The sequence below is a fragment of the Nonomuraea sp. NPDC048882 genome (genome assembly GCF_040649755.1).
GTDB lineage: Bacteria > Actinomycetota > Actinomycetes > Streptosporangiales > Streptosporangiaceae > Nonomuraea > Nonomuraea maheshkhaliensis.
The window spans coordinates 14,937-37,333 of record NZ_JBEZGB010000034.1 but is presented as its reverse complement, the minus strand read 5'-3'; the positions used below and the strand labels follow the sequence as shown (position 1 = coordinate 37,333).

General features: G+C 70.3%; 24 protein-coding genes and 1 riboswitch. Of the genes, 18 read left to right on the top strand and 6 right to left on the bottom strand.

Features of this window, described 5'->3' with window-relative positions:
- Window positions 1–59 precede the first annotated feature (59 nt).
- Window positions 60–1,169 (top strand): C40 family peptidase, encoded by a 1,110-nt coding sequence (locus AB0C27_RS54210; RefSeq protein ID WP_357862771.1) that lies wholly within the window; start codon window positions 60–62, stop codon window positions 1,167–1,169.
- 4 nt (window positions 1,170–1,173) lie between these two features.
- Here the strand turns inward: AB0C27_RS54210 and AB0C27_RS54205 are convergent, their stop codons facing one another.
- Window positions 1,174–1,665, bottom strand: a complete 492-nt coding sequence (locus AB0C27_RS54205; protein ID WP_106243463.1) for an inorganic diphosphatase — start codon at window positions 1,663–1,665, stop codon at window positions 1,174–1,176.
- A gap of 84 nt (window positions 1,666–1,749) precedes the next feature.
- Here AB0C27_RS54205 and dacB point away from each other — a divergent pair, with 84 nt between their 5' ends.
- The 11 genes from dacB (at window position 1,750) to AB0C27_RS54150 (ending at window position 11,736) form a co-directional block, all read left to right on the top strand.
- Window positions 1,750–3,177, top strand: a complete 1,428-nt coding sequence (gene dacB, locus AB0C27_RS54200) for a D-alanyl-D-alanine carboxypeptidase/D-alanyl-D-alanine-endopeptidase (protein WP_357862769.1) — start codon at window positions 1,750–1,752, stop codon at window positions 3,175–3,177.
- 45 nt (window positions 3,178–3,222) lie between these two features.
- On the top strand, window positions 3,223–4,299 hold the full coding sequence (locus tag AB0C27_RS54195; protein WP_346100792.1) for a zinc-dependent metalloprotease: 1,077 nt from the start codon (window positions 3,223–3,225) through the stop codon (window positions 4,297–4,299).
- Between the two features lie 367 nt (window positions 4,300–4,666).
- Entirely contained in the window at window positions 4,667–5,683 is a 1,017-nt protein-coding gene (tilS, locus tag AB0C27_RS54190) for a tRNA lysidine(34) synthetase TilS (protein WP_357862767.1), read from the top strand.
- A gap of 10 nt (window positions 5,684–5,693) precedes the next feature.
- Window positions 5,694–6,245: a hypoxanthine phosphoribosyltransferase gene (hpt, locus tag AB0C27_RS54185; RefSeq protein WP_357862764.1), complete on the top strand. Its 552-nt coding sequence runs from the start codon at window positions 5,694–5,696 to the stop codon at window positions 6,243–6,245.
- Between the two features lie 238 nt (window positions 6,246–6,483).
- Window positions 6,484–8,478 (top strand): ATP-dependent zinc metalloprotease FtsH, encoded by a 1,995-nt coding sequence (ftsH, locus tag AB0C27_RS54180; protein ID WP_357862762.1) that lies wholly within the window; start codon window positions 6,484–6,486, stop codon window positions 8,476–8,478.
- Window positions 8,475–9,053: a GTP cyclohydrolase I FolE gene (gene folE, locus AB0C27_RS54175; protein ID WP_106243473.1), complete on the top strand. Its 579-nt coding sequence runs from the start codon at window positions 8,475–8,477 to the stop codon at window positions 9,051–9,053. The genes ftsH and folE overlap by 4 nt, the downstream gene beginning before the upstream one ends.
- Before the next feature lie 57 nt (window positions 9,054–9,110).
- Entirely contained in the window at window positions 9,111–9,968 is an 858-nt protein-coding gene (folP, locus tag AB0C27_RS54170; RefSeq protein ID WP_346100796.1) for a dihydropteroate synthase, read from the top strand.
- Window positions 9,965–10,411 (top strand): nuclear transport factor 2 family protein, encoded by a 447-nt coding sequence (locus AB0C27_RS54165; RefSeq protein WP_346100797.1) that lies wholly within the window; start codon window positions 9,965–9,967, stop codon window positions 10,409–10,411. The genes folP and AB0C27_RS54165 overlap by 4 nt, the downstream gene beginning before the upstream one ends.
- The gene (gene folB, locus AB0C27_RS54160) at window positions 10,374–10,766 is read left to right on the top strand and encodes a dihydroneopterin aldolase (RefSeq protein WP_106243479.1); all 393 of its coding nucleotides are present in this window, start codon (window positions 10,374–10,376) and stop codon (window positions 10,764–10,766) included. Before AB0C27_RS54165 ends, folB begins: the two co-directional genes overlap by 38 nt.
- A complete protein-coding gene (gene folK, locus AB0C27_RS54155; RefSeq protein WP_357862759.1) occupies window positions 10,763–11,266 on the top strand; it encodes a 2-amino-4-hydroxy-6-hydroxymethyldihydropteridine diphosphokinase in 504 nt (167 codons plus the stop codon). The genes folB and folK overlap by 4 nt, the downstream gene beginning before the upstream one ends.
- Complete coding sequence (locus AB0C27_RS54150) at window positions 11,263–11,736, top strand: DUF3180 domain-containing protein (protein WP_357862757.1); 474 nt, start codon at window positions 11,263–11,265, stop codon at window positions 11,734–11,736. The genes folK and AB0C27_RS54150 overlap by 4 nt, the downstream gene beginning before the upstream one ends.
- A 4-nt stretch (window positions 11,737–11,740) precedes the next feature.
- Here the strand turns inward: AB0C27_RS54150 and AB0C27_RS54145 are convergent, their stop codons facing one another.
- From AB0C27_RS54145 to AB0C27_RS54135, 3 genes are read right to left on the bottom strand one after another with little or no spacing between them, the layout of a single operon-like run.
- The gene (locus tag AB0C27_RS54145) at window positions 11,741–11,926 is read right to left on the bottom strand and encodes a hypothetical protein (RefSeq protein ID WP_346100800.1); all 186 of its coding nucleotides are present in this window, start codon (window positions 11,924–11,926) and stop codon (window positions 11,741–11,743) included.
- Window positions 11,927–11,935: 9 nt separating this feature from the next.
- Window positions 11,936–13,114 carry an acyltransferase gene (locus AB0C27_RS54140; RefSeq protein ID WP_357862755.1) on the bottom strand — a complete coding sequence of 393 codons (1,179 nt, stop codon included), beginning with the start codon at window positions 13,112–13,114 and terminating at the stop codon, window positions 11,936–11,938.
- Window positions 13,111–14,256 (bottom strand): NADH-quinone oxidoreductase subunit D, encoded by a 1,146-nt coding sequence (locus AB0C27_RS54135; RefSeq protein WP_357862753.1) that lies wholly within the window; start codon window positions 14,254–14,256, stop codon window positions 13,111–13,113. Before AB0C27_RS54135 ends, AB0C27_RS54140 begins: the two co-directional genes overlap by 4 nt.
- A 122-nt stretch (window positions 14,257–14,378) precedes the next feature.
- Here AB0C27_RS54135 and AB0C27_RS54130 point away from each other — a divergent pair, with 122 nt between their 5' ends.
- A complete protein-coding gene (locus AB0C27_RS54130; protein ID WP_357862751.1) occupies window positions 14,379–15,179 on the top strand; it encodes a DoxX family protein in 801 nt (266 codons plus the stop codon).
- Between the two features lie 90 nt (window positions 15,180–15,269).
- Here AB0C27_RS54130 and AB0C27_RS54125 read toward each other — a convergent pair whose 3' ends face one another.
- Window positions 15,270–16,568: an aminotransferase class V-fold PLP-dependent enzyme gene (locus AB0C27_RS54125; RefSeq protein WP_357862749.1), complete on the bottom strand. Its 1,299-nt coding sequence runs from the start codon at window positions 16,566–16,568 to the stop codon at window positions 15,270–15,272.
- Between the two features lie 46 nt (window positions 16,569–16,614).
- Window positions 16,615–16,730, bottom strand: a riboswitch (SAM riboswitch).
- 117 nt (window positions 16,731–16,847) lie between these two features.
- On the opposite strand from AB0C27_RS54125, the gene AB0C27_RS54120 reads away from it, so the two are divergent.
- Window positions 16,848–17,600, top strand: a complete 753-nt coding sequence (locus AB0C27_RS54120) for a TerC family protein (RefSeq protein WP_357862747.1) — start codon at window positions 16,848–16,850, stop codon at window positions 17,598–17,600.
- Window positions 17,601–17,639: 39 nt separating this feature from the next.
- Window positions 17,640–18,803, top strand: a complete 1,164-nt coding sequence (locus tag AB0C27_RS54115; protein ID WP_357862746.1) for a cytochrome P450 — start codon at window positions 17,640–17,642, stop codon at window positions 18,801–18,803.
- A gap of 103 nt (window positions 18,804–18,906) precedes the next feature.
- Here AB0C27_RS54115 and AB0C27_RS54110 read toward each other — a convergent pair whose 3' ends face one another.
- Window positions 18,907–19,869 (bottom strand): SAM-dependent methyltransferase, encoded by a 963-nt coding sequence (locus tag AB0C27_RS54110; protein WP_357862744.1) that lies wholly within the window; start codon window positions 19,867–19,869, stop codon window positions 18,907–18,909.
- Between the two features lie 185 nt (window positions 19,870–20,054).
- Between AB0C27_RS54110 and AB0C27_RS54105 the strand changes: the two genes are divergently transcribed.
- The 3 genes from AB0C27_RS54105 to panC all read left to right on the top strand — a co-directional run bounded on the left by AB0C27_RS54105 (window position 20,055) and on the right by panC (window position 22,338).
- Entirely contained in the window at window positions 20,055–20,282 is a 228-nt protein-coding gene (locus AB0C27_RS54105; RefSeq protein WP_346100808.1) for a chaplin, read from the top strand.
- A gap of 306 nt (window positions 20,283–20,588) precedes the next feature.
- The gene (locus tag AB0C27_RS54100; protein ID WP_357862742.1) at window positions 20,589–21,479 is read left to right on the top strand and encodes a DUF2520 domain-containing protein; all 891 of its coding nucleotides are present in this window, start codon (window positions 20,589–20,591) and stop codon (window positions 21,477–21,479) included.
- A gap of 22 nt (window positions 21,480–21,501) precedes the next feature.
- Window positions 21,502–22,338 carry a pantoate--beta-alanine ligase gene (panC, locus tag AB0C27_RS54095; RefSeq protein WP_357862740.1) on the top strand — a complete coding sequence of 279 codons (837 nt, stop codon included), beginning with the start codon at window positions 21,502–21,504 and terminating at the stop codon, window positions 22,336–22,338.
- Window positions 22,339–22,397 lie beyond the last annotated feature (59 nt).

Sequence of the window (22,397 nt, the reverse complement as noted above, 5' to 3'; positions counted from 1 at the left end):
CGTGAGTGAAGTGCCGGGAACTGTGTGCATAGAGTAACCATCTGTTTTCAGGGGGACCTATGCGCGCATTCCGGGCCGGGCTCCTCGCGGGCTGCCTGCTCATGGCCGCCTGCCCGCCGGTCCTGGCCGAGCCGGGGCCCTCCGCGCACGACGTCAAGCAGGCCCGCCAGACCGCGCGCGAGAGGTCCAAGCAGCTCAGCCGGACGACCGCCAAGCTGGCCACCGCGCACTCGCGGCTGGAGCGGCTGGCGGCCGAGGTCGAGCTGCTGGTGGAGGCGTACAACGGGGAGATGGTCCGGCTACGGCAGGCCGAGCAGGCGTACCAGCAGGCCAGAGCCCGGCTGGCGGCGGCCAACGGCGAGGTCGAGCGGGCCAGGCAGGCCGCGGCGCTGCTGGCCACCGAGAGCAGCGGCGGGCTCGGCTCGCTCGGGCCGGTCGTCGGCATGCTGATCGACCAGGGCGGCACCGACGGGTTCCTGCACCGCGCCAGCGTGCTCGGGCACCTGAGCGGCGAGCGGGCCGCGGTCCTCGGCCGGATGCGCGACGCCCAGGAGGTGGCCGCGATCCTGCGCATCCACGCCGACAGCGCGTACGCGGCCCAGCAGGCCGCCTCGGAACGCGCCCGGCTGGCCAAGCTCGCCGCCGAGCGGGCGGTGGCCGGGCAGCGCCGCGAGACCAGGGAACTCGCGGCGCGCAAGCAGACCCTGCAGCGCAAGGTCGACGCGGCCCGTACCCGCGCCGACCTGCTGGCCAGGCGGCGTACGGCGGCGCTGGCCGGGCTCGTCGCCGGCGGCTCGGCCATGGGCGACGTGGCCGCGAACTGGGCGCTCACCCAGCTCGGCAAGCCTTACGTGTGGGCGGCCGCGGGACCGGAGACGTACGACTGCTCAGGCTTGACGATGCGGGCGTGGGAGAAGGTCGGCGTGCGCCTCGACCACTGGACGGGCACGCAGTGGACCTCGGGCCCCCACGTGCCGCTCGACCAGCTGCGCCGCGGCGACCTGCTCTTCTTCGCCCACGTCACCGCCGACCCCTCGACCATCCACCACGTCGGCATCTACGTCGGGCGCGGCCAGATGGTGCACGCGCCGCAGACCGGCGACGTGGTGCGGGTCGCCTCGATCTGGCGCGGAGACCTGGTGGGCGCCACCAGGCCCGCCGCCGCGTGAGGCGTCAGTGGTGGCCCTCCTCCTTGGCGCGCCGGAACGAGCGCTCGATCTCGGCCTCGGCCTCGATGCGGCCGACCCAGTTGGCGCCCTCGACCGACTTGCCGGGCTCCAGGTCCTTGTAGACCTCGAAGAAGTGCTGGATCTCCAGCCGGTCGAACTCCGACACGTGATGGATGTCCTGGATGTGATGCATACGGGGGTCGGTGGACGGCACGCAGAGCACCTTGTCGTCACCGCCCTTCTCGTCGGTCATCCGGAACATCCCCACCGCGCGGCACGTGATGTAGCAACCGGGGAACGTCGGCTCCTGCAGCAGCACCAGCGCGTCCAGCGGGTCGCCGTCCTCACCGAGAGTGTGCTCGATGAAGCCGTAGTCGGCGGGGTACTGCGTGGAGGTGAACAGGAGCCGGTCAAGCCTGATCTTCCCGGTCTCGTGGTCCACTTCGTACTTGTTCCGTTGCCCCTTGGGAATCTCAACGACAACGTCGAACTCCACCGCGGTTCCTCCGCTCAGGCCCCCGGGAACCCCCGGTTGGGCGTTAATGTCTCGTAGGCGAACACAGGAGAGAGGGCAGGCGACGTGGCGCGGCGCGACCAGTGGGTGATGCTGACCACCCTCGCCGTGCTCCAAACCCTGACGATCGTCACCGGCGTCTACGCGATGACCACCGACTTCAGCCTGAGCGCGCTGACGAACGGATCGACACCCACCGGCCCGACGGCGTCGTCACCGGCGGAAGGCTCTTCCCCCGTCCCCGTGGTCACCTCCGGGCCAGTCCTGGCCCGGCTGCCGGTGAAGCCCGGAGACGGACCTCTCCCGACTAAGGGTACTTTGACGCGCCAGCTCACCGGCGCCCTGGGTGACAAAGCGCTCGGCGGCCGGGTGGGCGCGGTCGTGATCGACACGGTCACCGGCGAGCAGATCTTCGCCTCCAACGCCGACCTGGCCATCACCCCCGCGTCCACTACGAAGATCGTCACCTGCGCCGCGGCGCTGGCCGCGCTCGGCCCCGACACCCGCCTGTCCACCCGCGTCGTCCAGGGTCCCAAGCCCGGCACCGCGATCCTCGTCGGCGGCGGCGACCCCCTCCTCGCCGGTCCCGCCGCCAAGGGCGACGACTATCCGAAGCAGGCCCGCCTGGCCACCCTCGCCGCCCGTACCGCCGCCACGCTCAAGGCGCAGAACATCCGCAAGATCACTCTTTCGTACGACACCTCCCTCTTCTCCGGCACCCCGAAGGCGCCCGGCTGGAAGAGCAACTACATCCCCGACGGCGAGGTGGCCCCCGTCTACGCCCTCACCATGGACGAGGGCAGGCAGGACCCCCGCTTCCGCAGCCCCCGCGTCGCCGACCCGCCCCGCTACGCCGCCACGGCCTTCGCCCGGCTGCTCGCCAAGCAGGGCATCGCCGTGGCCAAGTCCGTACGCCAGGCCAAGGCCCAGCCAGGGGCCGCCGAGCTCGGCAAGGTCGACTCCGCCCCCCTGTACGCCCTGGTCGAGCACACGCTCACCCGCAGCGACAACGACCTCGCCGAGGCCCTGCTGCGCCACGTCGCCATCAAGCAGGGCAAGCCCGCGACGTTCGACGGCGGCGCCGGCGCCGTGATCGCCGTCCTGCAGCGCCTCGGAGCCGGCCAGAACGTCGCGCTGTCCGACGGCAGCGGCCTGTCCATCCGCAACCGCATCAGCCCCAACGCCCTGGCCAAGGTCCTCGCCCTGTCCGGCTCGGCCGCCCACCCCGAGCTGCGCGCCGTCGCCTCCGGCATGCCGATCGCCGGCTTCTCCGGCACGCTCGGCAACGGCCGCCGCTTCACCAGGAGCGACAGCAAGGGCCAGGTCGGTCTCGTACGCGCCAAGACCGGCACCCTCAACAACATCAACACGCTGGCCGGGATGGCCACGACGAAGGACGGGAGGCTGGTCACGTTCGCCTTCATGGCCGACCGCGTACCCCTCAACGCCGAGCCCGTCCTCGACCGGCTGGCCGCCACCGTGGCACGTTCCTGACGCGCTCCTTCGCAGCTGTGGGGAGAACCACGTACGGTGGACGGTATGCAGGTGATCGACTGGGATCTGGCCGTCACGACCGGCACGCGCCTGGTGCGCCCCGGTCCTCAGGTGAGCCGGGAGGAGGCCAGGCAGGCCGTCACCGAGCTCCGCACCCTGTCGCGCGAGGCCGAGGGGCACGTGCGCGAGTTCACGAAGATTCACACCGAGACCGCGCCGCAGCCGGCCACCATCGTGGACCGGCCCGGCTGGATCAAGGCCAACGTCGAGGGCTTCCGGGTGGTCCTTGAGCCCCTGACCCAGCGCATGGGCAGCGGCGACAACCAGCCGCCCGCCATCGTCACGGCCGTGGGGTCCCGCATCACGGGCGTCGAGGTGGGCGCCGTCCTGGCCTTCCTCGCCTCGCGCGTACTCGGCCAGTACGAGCTGTTCCTCCCACCCGACCCCACAGGCAAGGAGGCCGCCGGCCGCCTGACCCTCGTGGCCCCCAACATCGTCCACGCCGAGCGCGAGATGGGCGTCGACCCCCACGACTTCCGCCTGTGGGTCTGCCTGCACGAGGAGACCCACCGGGTGCAGTTCACCGGGGTCAAGTGGCTGCGCGAATACGTGCGCGGGCAGATGACCGAGTTCCTGCTCGCCTCCGACCTCGACCTGCCCACCCTGCTCGAACGGCTGCGCAACGCCGCCGACACGGTGGCCGACGTGGTGCGCGGCGGCGAGGGCAACCTCATCGACGCCATCCAGTCGCCCGGCCAGAAGGAGATCCTCGACCGCCTCACCGCCGTGATGACCCTCGTCGAGGGCCACGGAGACTACGTCATGGACGCGGTCGGCCCGTCGGTGGTCCCCTCGGTGGCCGACATCCGCGCCAAGTTCGCCCAGCGCCGCGAGGGCGGCTCCCGCCTGGACCGCACGGTGCGGCGTTTGCTGGGGATCGAGGTCAAGATGAAGCAGTACGCGGAGGGCTCGGCCTTCGTCCGTACGGTGGTGGACCGGGTGGGGATGGACGGCTTCAACAAGATCTGGACCTCCCCGCAAACCCTCCCCACGACCCCGGAAATCGCCGACCCCACCCTCTGGATCACCCGAGTGATCGGCACCCCAGCCCTCCCCGCCTAACCCGCCCCACCCATCACCACGGCCTCCGACACCCCACCCCGCTTCCCCGCCCGATCACCCACACCCCTCCCGGCGCCGCGTCGGTGGAGGGGGTGGTGTGGCGGTGTCCGGCGCTCGTGTGCGGTGCCCGGCCGGGAGGTGCACCCGCCCCGCTGCCCGGCGCCCTCTTCACTCGATCACCCGCGCCCCAACGTCCGCCTCACCGCATCTCTCCCCGCGCCGCGTCGGCGGGAGGTCGTGCGGTGGTGCTCGGCGCTGGTGCACGGTGCTAGGCCCGTCGGTGTCGGTGTCACCCGCGCTTCCTACGACGCCCCTTCACCACCCCTCACGGCGACGCGGCCCAAGGAGTCGGGCGTCGCGTCCGGGGATGGGGGCGCGGGAGAATGGGGGTGTGGGGCCGCATCCGGCTGTTGCCGACGTTCGCAGGGCAGTGCGTGAGGCGCTGGCCGATGTGCCGGAGGGCGCGCTCGTGCTGGTCGCGTGCAGTGGCGGGGCCGATTCGCTGGCGTTGGCCGCCGCGCTCTCCTTCGTCGCACCCCGTGCGCGCCTGCGTGCGGGGCTGGTCACCGTGGATCACCAGCTGCAGGAGGGGTCGGCGCAGCGGGCGGAGGCGGTGGTGAAGGTGGCCCAGGGCATGGGGCTGGAGCCGGCCGAAGCGCTCACCGTCACCGTGGGCGCCCAAGGCGGACCCGAGGCGGCGGCGCGGGAGGCCAGGTACGCGGCGCTGGCCGAGGCGGCCGATCGGCTGAAGGCGGAGGCGGTCCTGCTCGGCCACACCAGGGACGACCAGGCGGAGACGGTGCTGCTGGGTCTGGCCAGGGGCAGCGGCCCGCGGTCGTTGTCGGGCATGGCAGCCAGGTCAGGCCGTTACCGGCGACCCCTGCTCGACCTGCCCAGAGCCACCACCGTGGCCGCCTGCCAAGCTTTGGGCCTCGCCCCTTGGGACGACCCGCACAACGAGGACCACCGCTACACCCGCGTCCGCGTCCGCCGTACGGTGCTGCCGGTGCTGGAGGCGGAGCTGGGCCCGGGGGTGGCCGAGGCGCTGGCGAGGACGGCGGGGCTGGCGAGACAGGACGCGGACGCGCTCGATGAATGGGCCGATTCGGCGTACCAGAATTGCGCTCTTAGCGATATCGGCGGGTCGATAAAGGTGACCGTGGCCGAGGTGGAAAAGCTGCCCGACGCCGTCAGGCGGAGGGTGCTGAGGCGGGCCGCGCTCGCCGCCGGCGCCCCGTCCGGCGCCTTGTCGGCCACCCACGTCATGGCCGTGGACCGGCTGGTCACGAACTGGCGCGGGCAGAAAGCGGTGGACCTGCCCGGGGGTCTGTCCGCCGTCCGGCGATATGGCACCCTGATATTCGCCATCAGTCCCATCGCGTAAGGAACCACACGTGGACGCAGCCGACATGGGCAATGACCTGGAAAAGGTCCTCATTCCCGAGGACGAGCTCCAGGCCAAGATCAAAGAGCTCGCCGGCCGGATCGACGAGGACTACGCGGGCCAGGACGTCCTGCTCGTGGGTGTGTTGAAGGGCGCGGTCATGGTGATGGCCGACCTGGCCAGAGCGTTGCACGTGCCGGTGCAGATGGACTGGATGGCGGTGTCCTCGTACGGCGCGGGCACCAGGTCGTCCGGCGTCGTCCGCGTGCTGAAAGACCTCGACACCGACATTCTCAACCGCCATGTGCTCATCGTCGAGGACATCATCGACTCCGGCCTGACCCTCCACTGGCTGCTGGAAAACCTGAAGTCGCGTAATCCGGCCTCGCTGGAGATCTGCGCCGCGCTGCGGAAACCCGACGCGGTGAAGGTGCCCATCGAGGTGAAATACGTCGGCTTCGACATTCCCAACGAGTTCGTGATCGGTTATGGGCTCGACTACGCGGAGCGATACCGGAACCTGCCGTTCATCGGCACTCTGGCGCCGCACGTATATAAGTAGGACTCTCCGCGATGGCCGGGAACATCGCGCAACGTGACGTACGTTGATAGGGCAAGACCGGTGTAGCGGGCGGGTCCCTCCGTGCGCTGTGCCGGTGTACCTTCAGACTCCGGGAGGGTGACCTCGCGTCCCCTTCGGGTAGTCAGAAGTCGCGGTGTCGGATGCCGCGGCCCCGGGCCAGCCCGGGGTTCCAGGCCATGGTCAGGAAGGGACGGGCCCGCAAGGGGTTCCGCATCGGATGGATCTCAAGCGATTTACACGTGGGCCACTGCTGTGGATCCTGGGCATCGTCGTGCTGCTCCTGCTCGTCACCCAGCTCTGGAGTGGCGGCGGAAATTACAAGACGGCCGACACGTCCTTGGTTCTTCAGCAGATTCGCGCCGGAAACGTCAGCAACGCCAAGATCGTTGACAAGGACAACCGGATCGAGGTGACGCTGACCAACCCCGTTCCGGTCAAACCGGGTGACGCGCCGACGAAACTGATCCAGTCCGACTGGGTCACCGGTTACGGCGCCAAGCTGACCGACGAGCTGCAGGCTCAGGTCGTCGCGGGCAAGACGAAGAGCTTCACGACCGAGGTGCCGCAGGAGAACATCCTGCTCAGCCTGCTGGTGAGCTTCCTGCCGATCGTCATCATCGTGCTGATCTTCCTGTTCATCATGAACCAGATGCAGGGCGGCGGCTCGCGGGTGATGAACTTCGGCAAGTCGAAGGCCAAGCTCATCACGAAGGACACCCCCAAGACCACCTTCGCCGACGTCGCCGGCGCGGACGAGGCCATCGAGGAGCTCCAGGAGATCAAGGAGTTCCTGCAGGCTCCGGCCAAGTTCCAGGCGATCGGCGCCAAGATCCCCAAGGGCGTGCTGCTGTACGGCCCGCCCGGCACCGGCAAGACGCTGCTGGCGCGCGCCGTCGCCGGTGAGGCCGGGGTGCCGTTCTACTCGATCTCCGGTTCCGACTTCGTCGAGATGTTCGTCGGCGTCGGCGCCTCGCGTGTGCGCGACCTGTTCGAGCAGGCCAAGGCCAACGCCCCGGCGATCATCTTCATCGACGAGATCGACGCCGTCGGCCGCCACCGCGGCGCCGGCCTGGGCGGCGGTCACGACGAGCGCGAGCAGACGCTCAACCAGCTGCTGGTCGAGATGGACGGCTTCGACGTCAAGGGCGGCGTGATCCTCATCGCCGCGACCAACCGGCCCGACATCCTCGACCCGGCGCTGCTGCGTCCTGGCCGCTTCGACCGGCAGGTCACCGTCGACCGTCCAGACCTCGAAGGCCGCAAGGGCGTCCTGCGGGTCCACGGCCGCGGCAAGCCGTTCGCCCCCGACGTCGACCTCGACGTCATCGCGCGCCGCACCCCCGGGTTCACCGGCGCCGACCTGGCCAACGTGATCAACGAGGCCGCCCTGCTCACCGCGCGGGCCGACCAGAAGCTGATCACGATGGACACCCTTGAGGAGTCGATCGACCGTGTCATGGCAGGGCCCGAGCGCAAGACGCGGGTCATGTCCGACAAGGAGAAGAAGATGATCGCCTACCACGAGGGCGGTCACGCACTGGTGGCGCACGCGCTGCCCAACTCCGACCCGGTCCACAAGATCACGATCCTGTCCCGCGGCCGCGCCCTCGGTTACACGATGACGCTGCCGATGGAGGACAAGTTCCTGGCCACCAGGTCCGAGATGATGGACCAGCTCGCGATGCTGCTCGGCGGCCGCGCGGCGGAGGAGCTCGTCTTCCACGAGCCCACCACCGGCGCCTCCAACGACATCGAGAAGGCCACCGCCGTCGCCCGCCGCATGGTGGTCGAATACGGCATGAGCGAGCAGCTCGGCGCCCGCAAGTTCGGCAGCGGCCAGGCGGAGGTCTTCCTGGGCCGCGAGATGGGCCACGAGCGCGACTACTCCGAGAAGATCGCCTCCACGATCGACGAGGAGGTCCGCCGGATGATCGAGACGGCGCACGACCAGGCCTGGGACATCCTGGTGCAATACCGCGACGTGCTCGACAACCTGGTGCTGGAGCTCATGGAGAAGGAGACCCTCTCCCGCCAGCAGGTGCTGGAGATCTTCGCGCCGGTGGTCGTCAAGGAGCACCGCCCGTCCTACGCGGGCTACGGCAAGCGGCTCCCCTCCGACCGCCCGCCGATCCTGACGCCGAAGGAGCAGTCGGCCAACGGCTCGCTCACCACGGGGCATCAGGGCGCACTGCCGTCAGGGGACAGTGCGTGACTCAGCACGACGTCGACCTGGGGCGGATCGAGAAGGCCGTTCGCGAGATCCTCTACGCCATCGGCGAGGATCCCGATCGTGACGGCCTGATCGAGACGCCCGCCCGGGTCGCCCGCGCGATGGCCGAGCAGTACTCCGGGCTCGGCCAGACACCGGAGGAGGTGCTCACGAAGGTCTTCGACGTCGATCACGACGAGATGGTGCTCGTGCGTGACATCGAGGTCTACTCGACCTGTGAGCACCACCTGGTCCCGTTCCACGGCCTGGCCCACGTCGGCTACATCCCCAACACGAAGGGCCAGGTCACGGGCCTGTCGAAGCTGGCCCGCCTGGTCGACGTCTACGCCCGCCGCCCCCAGGTGCAGGAGCGCATGACGTCCCAGATCGCCGACGCTCTGATGCGCGTGCTGGAGCCGCGCGGAGTCATCGTGGTGGTGGAGGCCGAGCACCTGTGCATGACGATGCGCGGCGTACGCAAGCCGGGCGCGAAGACCGTCACCTCCGCCGTCCGCGGCAGTTTCCGCAGCAGCGACAGCACCCGATCCGAGGCGATGGCGCTCATCCTGGGCCGCTGAGGACGAACGGGGTACCCACGATGTCAGCAAGTGTGGGGAAGCGCCTAGGCTTGGCCCATGACTAGCGTGCCCATCAGCGTGCCGGGAGGTGCGGAGCGGTGCCTCGTCATGGGCGTGGTCAATGTGACCCCCGATTCGTTCTCCGACGGCGGCCTGTGGTTCGACGAGGCGGCCGCCATCCAGCACGGCCTTGAGCTGGTGCGCGAGGGCGCCGACATCGTCGACGTGGGCGGCGAGTCCACCCGTCCAGGCGCGGCCAGGGTCTCGCTCGAAGAGGAGCTGGCCAGGGTCGTCCCGGTGATCAGGGCGCTGCGCTCGGAGGGCGTGGCGGTCAGCGTCGACACGATGCGCGCCGAGGTGGCCAAGGCCGCGGTCGAGGCGGGCGCCCAGCTCGTCAACGACGTGAGCGGCGGCCTGGCCGACCCCGAGATGCCGCGCGTGGTGGCCGCGACCGGCGTCACCTACGTCGTGATGCACTGGCGCGGCCACAGCCATGACATGGACACCCGCGCCGTCTACGCCGACGTGGTCACGGAGGTGCGCGAGGAACTGAGCAAGCGAGTCGACCTGGTGCTGGCGGAGGGGGTCACGGAGGAGCAGATCGTGCTCGATCCTGGCCTCGGCTTCGCCAAGAACGCCGAGCACAACTGGGCGTTGCTCGCGGGCATCCCCGAGCTGACGGAGCTGGGTTATCCGTTGCTCATCGGGGCGTCGCGCAAGCGTTTCCTGGGGCGGCTGCTGGCCGACGCCGACGGCACGCCCCGGCCGTTCAGCCGCAGCGACGACGCCACGCTGGCCGTGACCGCGCTGGCCGCGCAGGCCGGCGCGTGGTGCGTACGCGTGCACGAAGTAGGTCCCAATGCCGATGCCGTGCGCGTGGCAGCCGCATGGAAGAGAGCCGGAGCCAACACATGAGCGTCGACACCGCCGCCATCGAGACGGTCAACCAGGAGTTCTACACCGCGATCGAGAGCGCGGACCTGGACAAGATGACGGAGATCTGGGCCGAGGACACCACCGACGACCAGGTGAGCTGCGTCCATCCGGGCTGGACCCTGCTGACGGGCCGCTCCGAGGTGCTGCGGTCGTGGGCCCTGATCATGGCCAACACGACCTACATCCAGTTCGTGCTGACCGACGTCAACACGACCGTGCTGGGTGATGTGGCCGTCCTGACCTGTGTGGAGAACATCCTGACCGCGGGCGAGGAGGGTGAGGCCAGTTTCGCCGCGGGCAAGGTGGTGGCGAGCAACGTCTACCTCCGCACCCCGCAGGGCTGGCGGCTGTGGATGCACCACGGCTCGCCGGTGCTCCAGGGGGATGACGACGAGGAGGAGGAAGGCGAGCTTGAGCCCTGATCGCATCACTCTCAAGGGCCTGCGGGCCAGGGGGAGACACGGCGTGCTCGCCGCCGAGCGGGAGCTCGGGCAGGAGTTCGTGGTGGACGCGACGTTGTTCCTCGACACCGCGCCGGCGGCGGCCGGCGACGACCTGACCAAGACCGTCCACTACGGGGAGCTGGCGCAGGCGCTGGTCGAGGTGGTGGAGGGCGAGCCGGTCGAGCTGATCGAGACGCTCGCGCAGCGCCTGGCGGACGTGTGCCTGGCGGGCGAGCCGGTGCGTAAGGTCGAGGTGAGCGTGCACAAGCCGGCGGCGCCGATCCCGCTGCCGTTCGACGACGTGATCGTGACGATTGAGCGGAGCCGCGGATGAAGGTCGTGCTCTCTCTCGGCAGCAACCTGGGGCACCGGTTCCAGACGTTGCAGGGTGCCGTGGACACGCTGTTCGACGCTCCGGGGCTGGAGTTCGTCAAGGCGTCCCCCGTCTACGAGACCGACCCCGTAGGAGGGCCGGAGGGGCAGCGGCCCTTCCTCAACGCGATCGTGGTGGCCGAGACGACGCTCGCGCCGCGCACCCTGCTGGAGCGGGCTCAGGGCGTGGAGAACGCCTTCGGCCGCGTACGCGAGGAGCGCTGGGGCCCGCGCACCCTCGACATCGACCTGATCGTCGTGGGCGACCAGGTCAGCGACGACCCCGACCTGACGCTGCCGCATCCACGGGCCCACGAGCGTGCGTTCGTGCTCGTGCCCTGGTCGAAGGCCGACCCCGAGGGTGTGGTCCCGGGCCACGGGCGGGTGGCGGAGTTGCTGGAGGCGGTCGAGGAGCAGGGCGTGCGCCTGCGCGACGACCTCAAGCTGCAGAGGCCCGATTGAAGCCCACCCATCCCGGCCTCCTGGCCGGCATCTTCGCCGTCCTCGCCCTGCTGACCTGGGCGGTGATCCGGCCGATCTACTCCGAGCTGCCTCTCATGCCCTGGACCGCGATCCCCACGGTCCTGCTGCTGGCCGTCGGCGAGGGCTACAGCGGCTGGGCGACCAAGGCCAGGATCGCCAGGAAGCCCGGAACCAAGCCGGTCGAGCCGCTGGCCGTGGCCCGGCTGGCGGCGCTGGCGAAGGCGTCGGCGTACGCGGGGGCGGCCTTCGGCGGGATCTTCGCCGGATTCGCCCTGCACACCGTGCAACTGCTCGACCGGGAGACGCCGCGCGGCGAGTTCTTCGTCTCGGCCGGGTCGTTCGTGTCGTGCGTCGTGCTGGTCTGCGCCGCGCTCTACCTGGAGCACGCCTGCCGCATCCCCAAGGATCCGGAAGAACAAGGCCAGTACCGGCAGAACGGACGCGACTAGGGCTCTAGTTGTGCTCGCCCAGGCCCTCCACGGCCTTGCGGGCCGCCGCGGCCAGGCGGTCGTGCCACATCTCGCGCTGGAGCAGGCGCAGCGCGCGGCGCAGGACGTCACTCGGCCGTTCGTCTTCGCGAAGGGCGGTGCGGATGATCCGCTCGTCTTCGGCGTTGGCCCGGAAGGCGATCTCAGCCATGTCCCGAGCTTATGGACCCGCCGACGCCCTTGTCCCGCGTTTGCCCGACGCGGGCCCGCCGGGCGGCCGACGGGGGGCCAGATGGGGGGCACGACGGCGGCCGAAGAGATAGATGACCGGGGCCGTGCAGATGAGCGGCCCGATGACGGCGATCGGGCGTTCCAGCCACCACACCGTGTCCGGCGGGATCCGGTCGCCCAGCGAGCCGAACAGCCACCACGACAGGCCCAGGGAGATGGCCATCCCGGTGGTGTGGAAGAGGAACAGCGGCAGCGCGTAACGGTTGATGAACTCGTTGAGCCGCCGCCAGCCCGGCCGTTCCAGCACCCGTTCCATGGCCGGGCGCAGCACCTCGACCAGCCCGATCTGGAAGAGCAGCAGCGCGACGATGACGAACGTGGGCGGCGCCATGTTGGACCACTTGTCGCCGGGCACCCCGACCATCGAGCCCGGATAGATGCCGGAGTAGACGAGCCCGAACAGGGCGAACAGCCCCGTCCACAGCAGCGCCACGTCATAGCGTCTGGGCAGCTCGACGACGCGGTCGTAGAAGAACCCGGCCTGGTGGGCCAGCCCCCAGATGATGATCATGTTGAGCCAGGCGACGCCCTCCACCTCGTACCGGAAGCGCAGCACGTCCACCACCAGCGCCGCGCCGCCGAGCCAGATGAGGGTGAGCACGTCGTAGCGCTTGTGCAGCCAGAGCGCGAGCGGCAGCAGCGCGATCAGCACGAGGTAGACGCCGAGGAACCACAGCGGGCTGAGCACCAGCAGCACGACCCGCCACATCCAGTCCACCTGGAACGTGTACGTCACCGCCGCCCCGATGGCGATCCACACCCCGGACAGGACCAGCGCGGGTAAGGCCAGCGCCTTGATCCGCCGCGCCACGAACGAGCCGATGCCGACCCCGCGCGCCCTGGCCCGGCGCCAGGACAGCAGGTGCACGTGGCCGCCGACGTAGAAGAACAGCGGCAGCACCTGCAGCAGCCAGGTGAGGATCCACAGGCCGGAGGTGAAGCCCAGCGGGCTGGTGGGCTCGGGGCCGTGCGGCTTCCACTCCAGGATGGTGAAGGCCCAGTGCCACAGGACCACGACGACCAGGCTCAGCGCGCGCAGCCAGTCGACGTACTTGTCGCGCTCTGCTGAAGGGGAGGGGCTGGGGGCGGGGACGGGAGTGGAGGTCACTTGTCGATGTCACCTACCACGAAGAACATGGAGCCGAGGATGGCCACCATGTCGGCCACGAGATGCCCGGGCAGCATCTCGCGCAGCACCTGGATGTTGCTGTAGGAGGCCGAGCGCAGCTTGAGCCGCCACGGCGTCTTGTCGCCCTTCGACACCAGGTAGTAGCCGTTGATCCCGAGCGGGTTCTCCGTCCACGCGTACGTGTGGCCCTCCGGCACCTTGAGCACCTTGGGCAGCCGCTGGTTGACCGGGCCTGGCGGCAGCGAGCGCAGCCGTTCGACGCAGGCGTCGGCCAGGTCCAGCGAGACCTTGAGCTGCTCGAACAGTATCTCGAAGCGGTCGTGGCAGTCGCCCGCGCTCCGGGTGACGACCTTCACCGGCAGCTCGGGATAGGCCAGGTACGGCTCGTCGCGGCGCAGGTCGAAGTCGACGCCCGAGGCGCGGGCGATGGGGCCGCTGACGCCGTACTGCATGATCTGCTCGCGGGTGAGCACGCCCACGCCTCTGGTGCGCGCGATGAAGATCTCGTTGTGCAGGATGAGGTGCTCGATGTCGGGTACGCGCCGGCGGGTCTCGGCGACGGCCTGGCTCACCCGGTCGAGCCAGCCGAGGGGCAGGTCCTCCTTGAGCCCGCCGACCCGGTTGAACATGTAGTGCATGCGCCCGCCGGAGATCTCCTCCATGACGGCCTGGATGCGTTCGCGTTCGTCGAAGGAGTAGAACAGCGGCGTCATCGCGCCCAGCTCCAGGGGATAGGAGCCGAGGAACATCAGGTGGTTGAGCACCCGGTTGAGCTCGGCCAGCAGCGTGCGCGCCCACACGGCCCTGACCGGCGGCTCCATGCCCAGCAGGCGTTCGGCGGCGAGCACCACGCCCAGCTCGTTCGCGAAGCCGGACAGCCAGTCGTGCCGGTTGGCCAGCATGATGATCTGACGGTAGTCGCGCACCTCGAACAGCTTCTCCGCGCCCCGGTGCATGTAGCCGATGATCGGCTCGGCGGTGGCGATGCGCTCGCCGTCGAGGGTCAGCCGGAGCCTGAGCACCCCGTGGGTCGACGGGTGCTGCGGGCCGATGTTGAGGATCATGTCCTCGGTGGCGAGCTCTTTCGCGCCCGCGCCGATTCCGACCACTCGTTCCGTCATACGGCCATGCTGCCACCGTACCCGCACGTGATCCAGCGCGGGGGATGGTCAAGAGATGGTACGGAAACGCATCCCGAAGCCGGACATGGGGAGGAATACCGGTAACGGGGGGAGAAAACACCATGAAGAAGGTTCTTTTTGATGTCGCAGCTCTGATCGCACGAGTCGTCACCGGCGTGATCTTCCTCGCGCACGGCTGGCAGAAGTGGCAGGGCGGGCTCAGCGCCGCCTCCGAGGGTTTCCGGGAGATGGGCATCCCGATGCCGGTGATGGCGGCCGGGTTCTCGACCGTCGTCGAGACCGTCGGCGGTGTCTTCCTGATCCTCGGGCTGCTGGTGCGTCCAGTGGCGTTGCTGCTGCTGATCAACATGATCGGCGCGATCGTGTTCGTGCACGGGAGCCACGGCGTGCTGTCGGCGAACAACGGCTGGGAGCTGCCGGGGGCGCTCGGCGCGCTGTGCCTGCTGTTCCTCGCGCTGGGCGGCGGGCGCATCGGGCTGGACGCCATCTTCGCCTCGGTCTTCCGCAGGCGCGGGGAGCGGCGGGTGGCCGAGGCGGAACTGGCCGCGCACGCCCCGAGCAGGGACGACGCGGGCATGACGGCGGGCACGGCGGCGGGCACGGCGGCGGGCACGGCCGCGGGTACCGCGGCGGGCACGACCGCCACGGGTACGGCTCAGGGCGGTCGCACCGGCGGGCCCATGACGCCCGCCGAGCGGGACGTGTCGGCCGACCGTCCGGAGGTGCCCAGGCAGCCGGCCGCGCCCGACACGACCCGCTCGCCTGACACGACCCGCTCGACCGGCCCGACCGGCTCGACCGGCTCGACCGGCTCCGGGAGGTTCAACGACGACGACATGAGGGAGATCGACGCGCTCGTTTCCGACGAGCCGCCGCAGCACCACAAGCCGCCGAACCGCTGACCTCCCGGCACGCGCGCGCGGGTCGTAGGCCGAGCTTCCGGGGCTCCGAGGACTCAGGCCGAGTTCCCGGGCGCGCGGGCCGAGGTCGGCTCAGCGGCGGGAGACGAGGTCCCGCACGGCCTCGATCAGCCGGTCCACGTGCTCCTGCGTGCTCCCGATGCCGATCGAGGCTCGCACCGCCGAGCCGGTGTCGTCCGCGCAGTCGCCGTCGGGGGCGCCCTCAGACGTGCCCAGCAGGTGCCGGACGAACGGGTGCGCGCAGAACTTCCCGTCGCGCACCCCGATGCCGTACTCGCCGGACAGCGCCTCGGCCACCTCGCGCGCCGTGTACCCGGCCACGGTGAACGACACGATGCCCACGCGCGGGTGGTCGTCCCCCCACAGGGACAGCTCCCGTACGCCCTCGATCGAGGCCAGCCCCGAGCGCAGCCGCGCGATCAGCCGCTCCTCCTCCCGCACCAGCGCGGTCCAGCCGGTCGCGGTCAGCGCGTCGCAGGCGGCGGCCAGGGCGATGGCGCCGAGCACGTTGGGCGTGCCGGCCTCGTGCCTGGGCTCGGGGTCGTCGTGCCACTCCACGCTCTCCCCGACCGAGCGCACCGCGCCCCCGCCCTTGAGGTACGGCTCACCCTCGGCCAGCCAGTCCCTCCGCCCGACGAGCGCGCCGGCCCCGAAGGGCGCGTACAGCTTGTGCCCGGAGAAGGCCACGTAGTCCAGGTCGAGCGCGGTCAGGTTGAGCCGCCGATGCGGTACGAGCTGCGCCGCGTCCACCAGGATCCTGGCCCCGTGCCGATGCGCGATGTGCGCCAGCGCGGCGATCGGCCACAGCTCGCCGGTGACGTTGGAGGCGGCGGTGACGACCAGCAGCTTGGGCCCCTCGATCGCGGCCAGCGCTTCGTCGGCGGCGCGCACGGCCTCGCCGGGGAAGGCGGGCGGCGCCAGCCGCACGGCGTGCCGCCAGGGCAGCAGGGAGGCGTGGTGCTCGGTGTCGAAGACCACCGTGGTGGTGCCCTCGGGCAGGCAGCCGGCCAGCAGGTTCGTGGCGTCGGTGGTGTTGCGGGTGAAGATCACGGAGTCGTCCGGGCGGGCGCCGACGAAGGCCCTGACCGTGTGGCGGGCCTGCTCGTACCGGGCGGTGGTGAGCTGAGAGGCGTAGCCGGCGCCGCGGTGGACGCTGGAGTAGGCCGGAAGCGCGGCGGTGACGGCGGCGCTGACCGGCTCAAGACAGGGCGCGCTGGCCGCGTAGTCCAGGTTGGCGTACCCCACCAGTCTGCCGCCCTTGACCGGCACCTCCAGGTCGGCTCCCAGCACGGCGGGAATGGGCCGGCTCGTCGCGGATGCGGGGGCGGCCTCGGGCGTACGGGCGGAGTTGAAGATCGTCAGAGTGGACACAGGGGTACCTCCTGAAGGGCCATCGGACCCCTGGAAGCAGCCACGGAGCCCGCGCTTGCCCGCCACACCTCGTGACGGACCAGGTCTTCACCCGGGGCACCCCGCCGCGGACGCGAGGGTTGCCGGCCAGCTAGCCGGGGCTTGTCGCTGGCACTCATGACCTACGAGGGGAACTATAACCGACACCCCGGCATGAATCGCAACCCCGCGAACTAATGCCCGGCTCGGCTCGTTGCTACCGGGAAACCCCCATCAACCCCCGAGTCATGGAGGTACCCGATGCTGGACTGGGTGGCCGACCCGAACATCTGGATCGGCTTCTTCACCCTGGTCGCCCTGGAGATCGTTCTGGGGATCGACAACATCATTTTCATCTCCATCCTCGCCGGGAAGCTGCCCGCCGAGCAGCGCGACAGGGCCCGCGTGCTCGGTCTGGCGGCGGCTCTGATCAGCCGGCTGCTCCTGCTGTTCGGCCTGTCCTGGGTGGTGCAGCTTACGCAGCCGCTGTTCACGGTGCTCGGTCAGGAGATTTCGGGACGTGACCTGATCCTGCTGCTCGGCGGGCTGTTCCTGCTGGGCAAGAGCGTCACCGAGATCCACCACAGCATGGAGGCGCCGGCCGGCAAGGACGGCAAGCAGGCCGCCGCCGTCTCCTTCACGTCGGTGATCGTGCAGATCATGGTGCTGGACGTGGTGTTCTCGCTGGACTCCGTGATCACCGCCGTCGGCATGGTGGACGAGCTGGGCGTGATGATCGCTGCGGTCGTGGTGGCCGTGGTGGTGATGCTGTTCGCCTCCGGGCCGATCAGCCGGTTCGTGGACGCGCATCCGACCATCAAGATGCTGGCGCTGTCGTTCCTGGTGCTGATCGGGGTGGTGCTCGTGGCCGAGGGCCTCGACCAGCACATCCCGAAGGGCTACATCTACTTCGCGATGGCGTTCTCGGTCGTCGTGGAGCTGCTCAACATCCGGGTACGCAGCAGGCACGCCAGGAGGCAGCAGGCCGTCCAGGAAGGAGAAACCCCCTCCTAAGATGAAATAGTGGGCTTTGATCCTTGGAATCCTGATTTCGTGGCGTACCCGTACCGCGTGTACGACGAGTTGAGGCGCGAGGCGCCCGTCAGCTACTACGAGCCGACGGGCCAGTGGCTCATCGCGCGGCACGCCGACGTCAACGCGCTGCTCAGAGACCGCCGGCTGGGCCGCTCCTACCTGCACGTGGCCACCCACGAGGAGTTCGGCCGGCCGGCGGAGCCGGAGTTCCAGGAGCCGTTCTGGCGCGTGATCAGGGCGGGCATGCTCGACGTGGAGCCGCCGGTGCACACGAGGCTGCGCCGGCTGGTCTCCAGGGCGTTCACGCCACGCATGGTCGAGTCGCTGCGCCCCCGCGTCCGCGCCATCGCGGGGGATCTGGTGGCGGCGTACGTGGACAAGGGCGGCGGTGACCTGATCGCCGAGGTGGCCGAGCCGCTCCCGGTGACCGTCATCGCGGAGATGCTCGGCATCCCCGGCCAGGACCGCCACCTGCTGCGCCCCTGGTCGGCCGACATCTGCGGCATGTACGAGCTCAACCCCGCCCCCGAGGCCCAGCACACCGCGGTGCGCGCGGCGTCCGAGTTCGCCGGCTACCTCAAGGCCCTGGCCGCCGAACGCCGCCGCGCGCCGGGCGAGGACCTGATCTCGGCGCTCACCCAGATCGACGAGCTGACCGAGGACGAGCTGGTCGGCACCTGCGTCCTGCTGCTCAACGCCGGCCACGAGGCCACCGTGAACGTGACGGGCAACGGCTGGTGGTCGCTGTTCAGGAACCCCGGCGAGCTGGCCAGGCTGCGCGCGGACCGGTCTCTGCTGCCCACCGCCGTCGAGGAGCTGATGCGCTGGGACACGCCGTTGCAGATGTTCGAGCGCTGGGTGCTGGAGGACATCGAGGTGCACGGCGTACGGATCCCGCGCGGCTCGGAGGTGGCGCTGCTGTTCGGCTCGGCGAACCGGGACCAGGACGTGTTCGAGGACCCGGACCGGCTCGACGTGGGCCGTGCCGACAATCCGCACATCTCATTCGGGGCGGGCATCCACTTCTGCCTGGGCGCGCCGCTGGCCAGGATCGAGCTGGCGGAGTCGTTCGGCGCGCTGCTGGACCGGGCGGCCACGCTGGAGCTGCGCGAGGAGCCGGTTTGGAAGCCCGGCTACATCATCCGCGGCCTGCAAAGCCTCGACCTGACCGCCACCGCCTGAGCCCGCCGCCACCGCCTGAGCCGCCCGCCCGCCGCTTCCCGCCTGAGCGGGCCGACGGGCAGGGCCGGCACCCGGCCGTGCCGGCGCTCGACCGCGCCGGCGTTCACCGCTTCTGGCTGAGCCAGCCGAAGCCGCCGAGCCCCGACGGGTCGATCAGCTCGCCCTCCTCCGAGGCCCGCGCCAGTGCCTTGAGATAGCCGCGCGGATCGGCGCGGGCCAGGTCGAGCGGCGGACGCGCGCCGGTGACCCCCAGCTCGCGCAGCGCCGCGCGTTGTGTGGACAAGGTTGTGGATATCGCACCGGCCCTGATCCCGGCCGCCGCGCACGCGTCGAGGGCGACATGTGCGGTGATGTCGCAGGTCCCGTCGGGTACGGGGGTGACGACCGCGCCGTCGCGGTACCCGGTCAGCGTGCCGCACAACGGCCGGTTGTCCACAGGGTGTGCATAATCGATGGCTATCGCCCGGCCTCTGCGGAGACGTACCAGGACCGAGGCCCAGGCCTCGTCGCGGGGGAGGCCGATCTCGGCCCGCGAGCCCACGCGGGTCAGCGGCCACCACCGCTCCAGCCAGGCCCGGTCGGCCGGCCGCAGCGGCCCACCGAGCCGCTCCTCGCCCGTGCGCACGTCGACCAGGATGAGGCGCGGCCCTTCGGCGGTCTGCTCGGCCACGTCGAGCGGCACGTTGTCCAGCCACTCGTTGGCGATGACCAGGCCCACGATGCCGTCGGGCACCTCGCCGGACCAGCGGACGCGCCCGGACAGGCCGGGCGGCCTGGGTGACAGGTCGACGGCCGTGATCCGCAGCCGATCGCGCAACGCGGGCGGCGCCCACTCCAGGACCTGGGTGACCAGCACACCCTCGCCCGCGCCGATGTCGACCAGGTCGAGCACGTCGGGTTTGCCCAGCTCGGCGTCCACTTCCGCGAGCAGCGCCAGCACGGCTCCTGCGAAGGCGGCCGAGGCGCTGACCGAGGTGCGGAAGTGGCCTGACGGGCGTTCGCGGAGGTAGAAACCCTCCTCGCCGTACAGCGCGCGCTCGGTGGCGGCGCGCCAGGTGTGCCACATGTTCTGGACTATCTCATGACTCGCGATGGGTACGCACTGTCATCATATGACTACTCAATGTCTCCGACTTGCGATAGCGTTTACCCATTGTCATCGAGTGATCGCGTTGCGCCATCCCCTACCGGCGGAGCGGATCGCTTCCCGAGCACGCGCGGCGCGGAGCCGCGAAACTGAGAGGAGCCCTCATGCTGAAGAAGGTCCTGGTCGTCGCCGGTGCCGCCGCCATGCTGTCGATGGCCGCTCCGGCCCACGCCGACATCACCAACGGCGCCGGCGGTGTGCTCTCCGGCAACCAGGTGCACCTGCCGATCACCGCCCCGATCAACATCTGTGGCAACGCCATCGCGGTCATCGGCCTCGCGGTGGCGGGCTGCAAGGGCGGGGCCAACGCGTACGCGCCGAGCCACCACTGACAGCGGCGAACCCGGGCCGGCGCAGGCCGGCCCGGGTTCGTGTCCCCAACTGGTCAGTCGGCGGATGACCAGCCGGCGCACCTCCAAGGGGTCGCAATGTGCGGGCGTCAGGTTCCGGCAAGGGACATGGCGCCCGTTTTCATACGGTGACCCCTCTCCTCATCTCTTCCGACAGGGGGTGCGCTCTTTGTATGCCCTTGTCGCTTTTGTCGTTAACTCAACGCGCGGCAAAGCACTCGTCACGCTGGCACTCTCGCAAGGCCGTTACGCTGGTCGGCGGTGCCATTACGACAGGGGTGAGACGTCATGGACGCAGGGGATCGCCCGGCCCGGCTGACTGTCGGCGTGCTGGGGGCGGGCAAGGTCGGCTCGGCTCTCGGTGCCGCGCTGGCGCAGGCGGGTCACCGCGTGGTGGCCGCCAGCGGAGTGTCCGACACCTCCCAGCGGTGGGCGGCCGAGCGGCTCGGCCTCACGCCGTCCAGGCCGGACGAGGTGGTGGCCGCGGCCCAGCTCATCCTGCTCACCGTGCCGGACGACCCGCTGCCCGGCCTGGTCAGCGGGCTGGCCAGCACGGGCGCCGACCTCCAGGGCAAGATGCTGGTGCACACCAGCGGGGCGTACGGGCTGTCGGTGCTCGACCCAGCGGCCGAGGCGGGCGCGCTGCCGCTCGCCCTGCACCCCGTGATGACCTTCACCGGCAGGGACGACGACCTCAACAAGCTCACCGGCATCTCGTACGGCGTCACCGCGCCCGACGTGCTGCGGCCGGTGGCCGAGGCGCTGGTGATCGAGATGGGTGGCGAGCCGGTGTGGATCGCCGACGCCGACCGCCCGCTCTACCACGCGGCCCTGGCCGGAGCCGCCAACCACATGGTCACGCTCATCGCGGAGTCCTCCGACCTGCTGCGCGGCATCGGCGTCGAGCATCCGGGCCGGATGCTGGGCCCGCTGCTCGGCGCGGCGCTCGACAACGTGCTGCGGCTGGGCATCGCCGGCCTGACCGGCCCCGTCGTGCGGGGTGACGCCGGCACGGTGCGCAAGCATGTCGACGCGCTGATCCTGGCCGCCCCGGAGGCGGCCGACGCCTACATCGCGCTGGCCAGGCTCACGGCGGACCGGGCGCTGGCCGCGGGGTTGCTCAAACCCGAGGAGGCGGAGCGGCTGCTCGACGCGCTAGGGGGCAATATATGGACCTGACCGTCGCGCTTGGAGGGCACTTATGGAGCTGATCGTCGCCGGCAACCGGGAAGACCTGGTCAAGGCGCGCCGTGCCGGCACGGTGGCGCTGGTCCCGACCATGGGGGCGCTGCACGAGGGCCACCGGTCGCTGATCAGGCAGGCCCGGGTGCGCGCCGATCAGGTCGTGGTCAGTATCTTCGTCAATCCTCTTCAATTTTCTCCAAACGAGGATTTTTCACGCTATCCCCGTACATTCGACGCCGATCTCGATGTGTGCCGCGCCGAAGGCGTGGATGTCGTGTTCCACCCGGCCGTCGAGGACATGTACGCCCCCGACCGCCAGATCTCCGTCTCCTCCGGCGAGATGGGGCGGATCGTCGAGGGCGCGGCGAGGCCCGGCCACTTCGACGGCATGCTCACGGTGGTGCTCAAGCTGTTCAACCTGGTCCAGCCCGATCTGGCCGTCTTCGGGCAGAAGGACGCCCAGCAACTGGCCCTCATCCGCCGCATGGTCGCCGACTTCGACCTGCCGATCGAGATCCTGGGGTCGCCGACCGTACGCGAGCCCGACGGCCTGGCCCTGTCCAGCCGCAACCGCTTCCTGTCGGAGGGCGACCGACGGCTGGCCCTGGCGCTCTCGCAGGCCCTGCGGGCGGGGGCGGCCCGGCTCACCCCGTCCGAGATCAGGCGTACGGCGATGGCCGTGCTCGACGAGGCGGGACCCGGGCTTGAGGTGGACTATCTGGCGCTGGTGGATCCGGCCACGTTCGCCGAAGTGAGCGAGTCGTACGAGGGCCTGGCCGTGCTCGCGGTGGCGGCCAGGGTCGGCACCACGCGGCTCATCGACAACGTCACCCTCACCCTCAACCCCGCCTGAGGACCCCCGGGGCATGGGCACGCCGCGGCTGGCGTTATCGTCATAGTGACGAAATCGCC

Excerpts from the sequence above, each read along its gene's own strand:
- ftsH (WP_357862762.1), top strand. The coding sequence starts at position 6,484 with ATGGATCTCAAGCGATTTACACGTGGGCCACTGCTGTGGATCCTGGGC.
- AB0C27_RS54105 (WP_346100808.1), top strand. The coding sequence starts at position 20,055 with ATGCTGAAGAAGGTCCTGGTCGTCGCCGGTGCCGCCGCCATGCTGTCG.
- tilS (WP_357862767.1), top strand. The coding sequence starts at position 4,667 with ATGGGGGCGCGGGAGAATGGGGGTGTGGGGCCGCATCCGGCTGTTGCC.
- AB0C27_RS54110 (WP_357862744.1), bottom strand. The coding sequence starts at position 19,869 with ATGTGGCACACCTGGCGCGCCGCCACCGAGCGCGCGCTGTACGGCGAG.
- AB0C27_RS54100 (WP_357862742.1), top strand. The coding sequence starts at position 20,589 with ATGGACGCAGGGGATCGCCCGGCCCGGCTGACTGTCGGCGTGCTGGGG.
- AB0C27_RS54195 (WP_346100792.1), top strand. The coding sequence starts at position 3,223 with ATGCAGGTGATCGACTGGGATCTGGCCGTCACGACCGGCACGCGCCTG.
- AB0C27_RS54120 (WP_357862747.1), top strand. The coding sequence starts at position 16,848 with ATGCTGGACTGGGTGGCCGACCCGAACATCTGGATCGGCTTCTTCACC.
- AB0C27_RS54130 (WP_357862751.1), top strand. The coding sequence starts at position 14,379 with ATGAAGAAGGTTCTTTTTGATGTCGCAGCTCTGATCGCACGAGTCGTC.
- AB0C27_RS54210 (WP_357862771.1), top strand. The coding sequence starts at position 60 with ATGCGCGCATTCCGGGCCGGGCTCCTCGCGGGCTGCCTGCTCATGGCC.
- folP (WP_346100796.1), top strand. The coding sequence starts at position 9,111 with ATGACTAGCGTGCCCATCAGCGTGCCGGGAGGTGCGGAGCGGTGCCTC.
- AB0C27_RS54135 (WP_357862753.1), bottom strand. The coding sequence starts at position 14,256 with ATGACGGAACGAGTGGTCGGAATCGGCGCGGGCGCGAAAGAGCTCGCC.
- AB0C27_RS54145 (WP_346100800.1), bottom strand. The coding sequence starts at position 11,926 with ATGGCTGAGATCGCCTTCCGGGCCAACGCCGAAGACGAGCGGATCATC.
- folB (WP_106243479.1), top strand. The coding sequence starts at position 10,374 with ATGACGACGAGGAGGAGGAAGGCGAGCTTGAGCCCTGATCGCATCACT.
- folK (WP_357862759.1), top strand. The coding sequence starts at position 10,763 with ATGAAGGTCGTGCTCTCTCTCGGCAGCAACCTGGGGCACCGGTTCCAG.
- panC (WP_357862740.1), top strand. The coding sequence starts at position 21,502 with ATGGAGCTGATCGTCGCCGGCAACCGGGAAGACCTGGTCAAGGCGCGC.
- AB0C27_RS54165 (WP_346100797.1), top strand. The coding sequence starts at position 9,965 with ATGAGCGTCGACACCGCCGCCATCGAGACGGTCAACCAGGAGTTCTAC.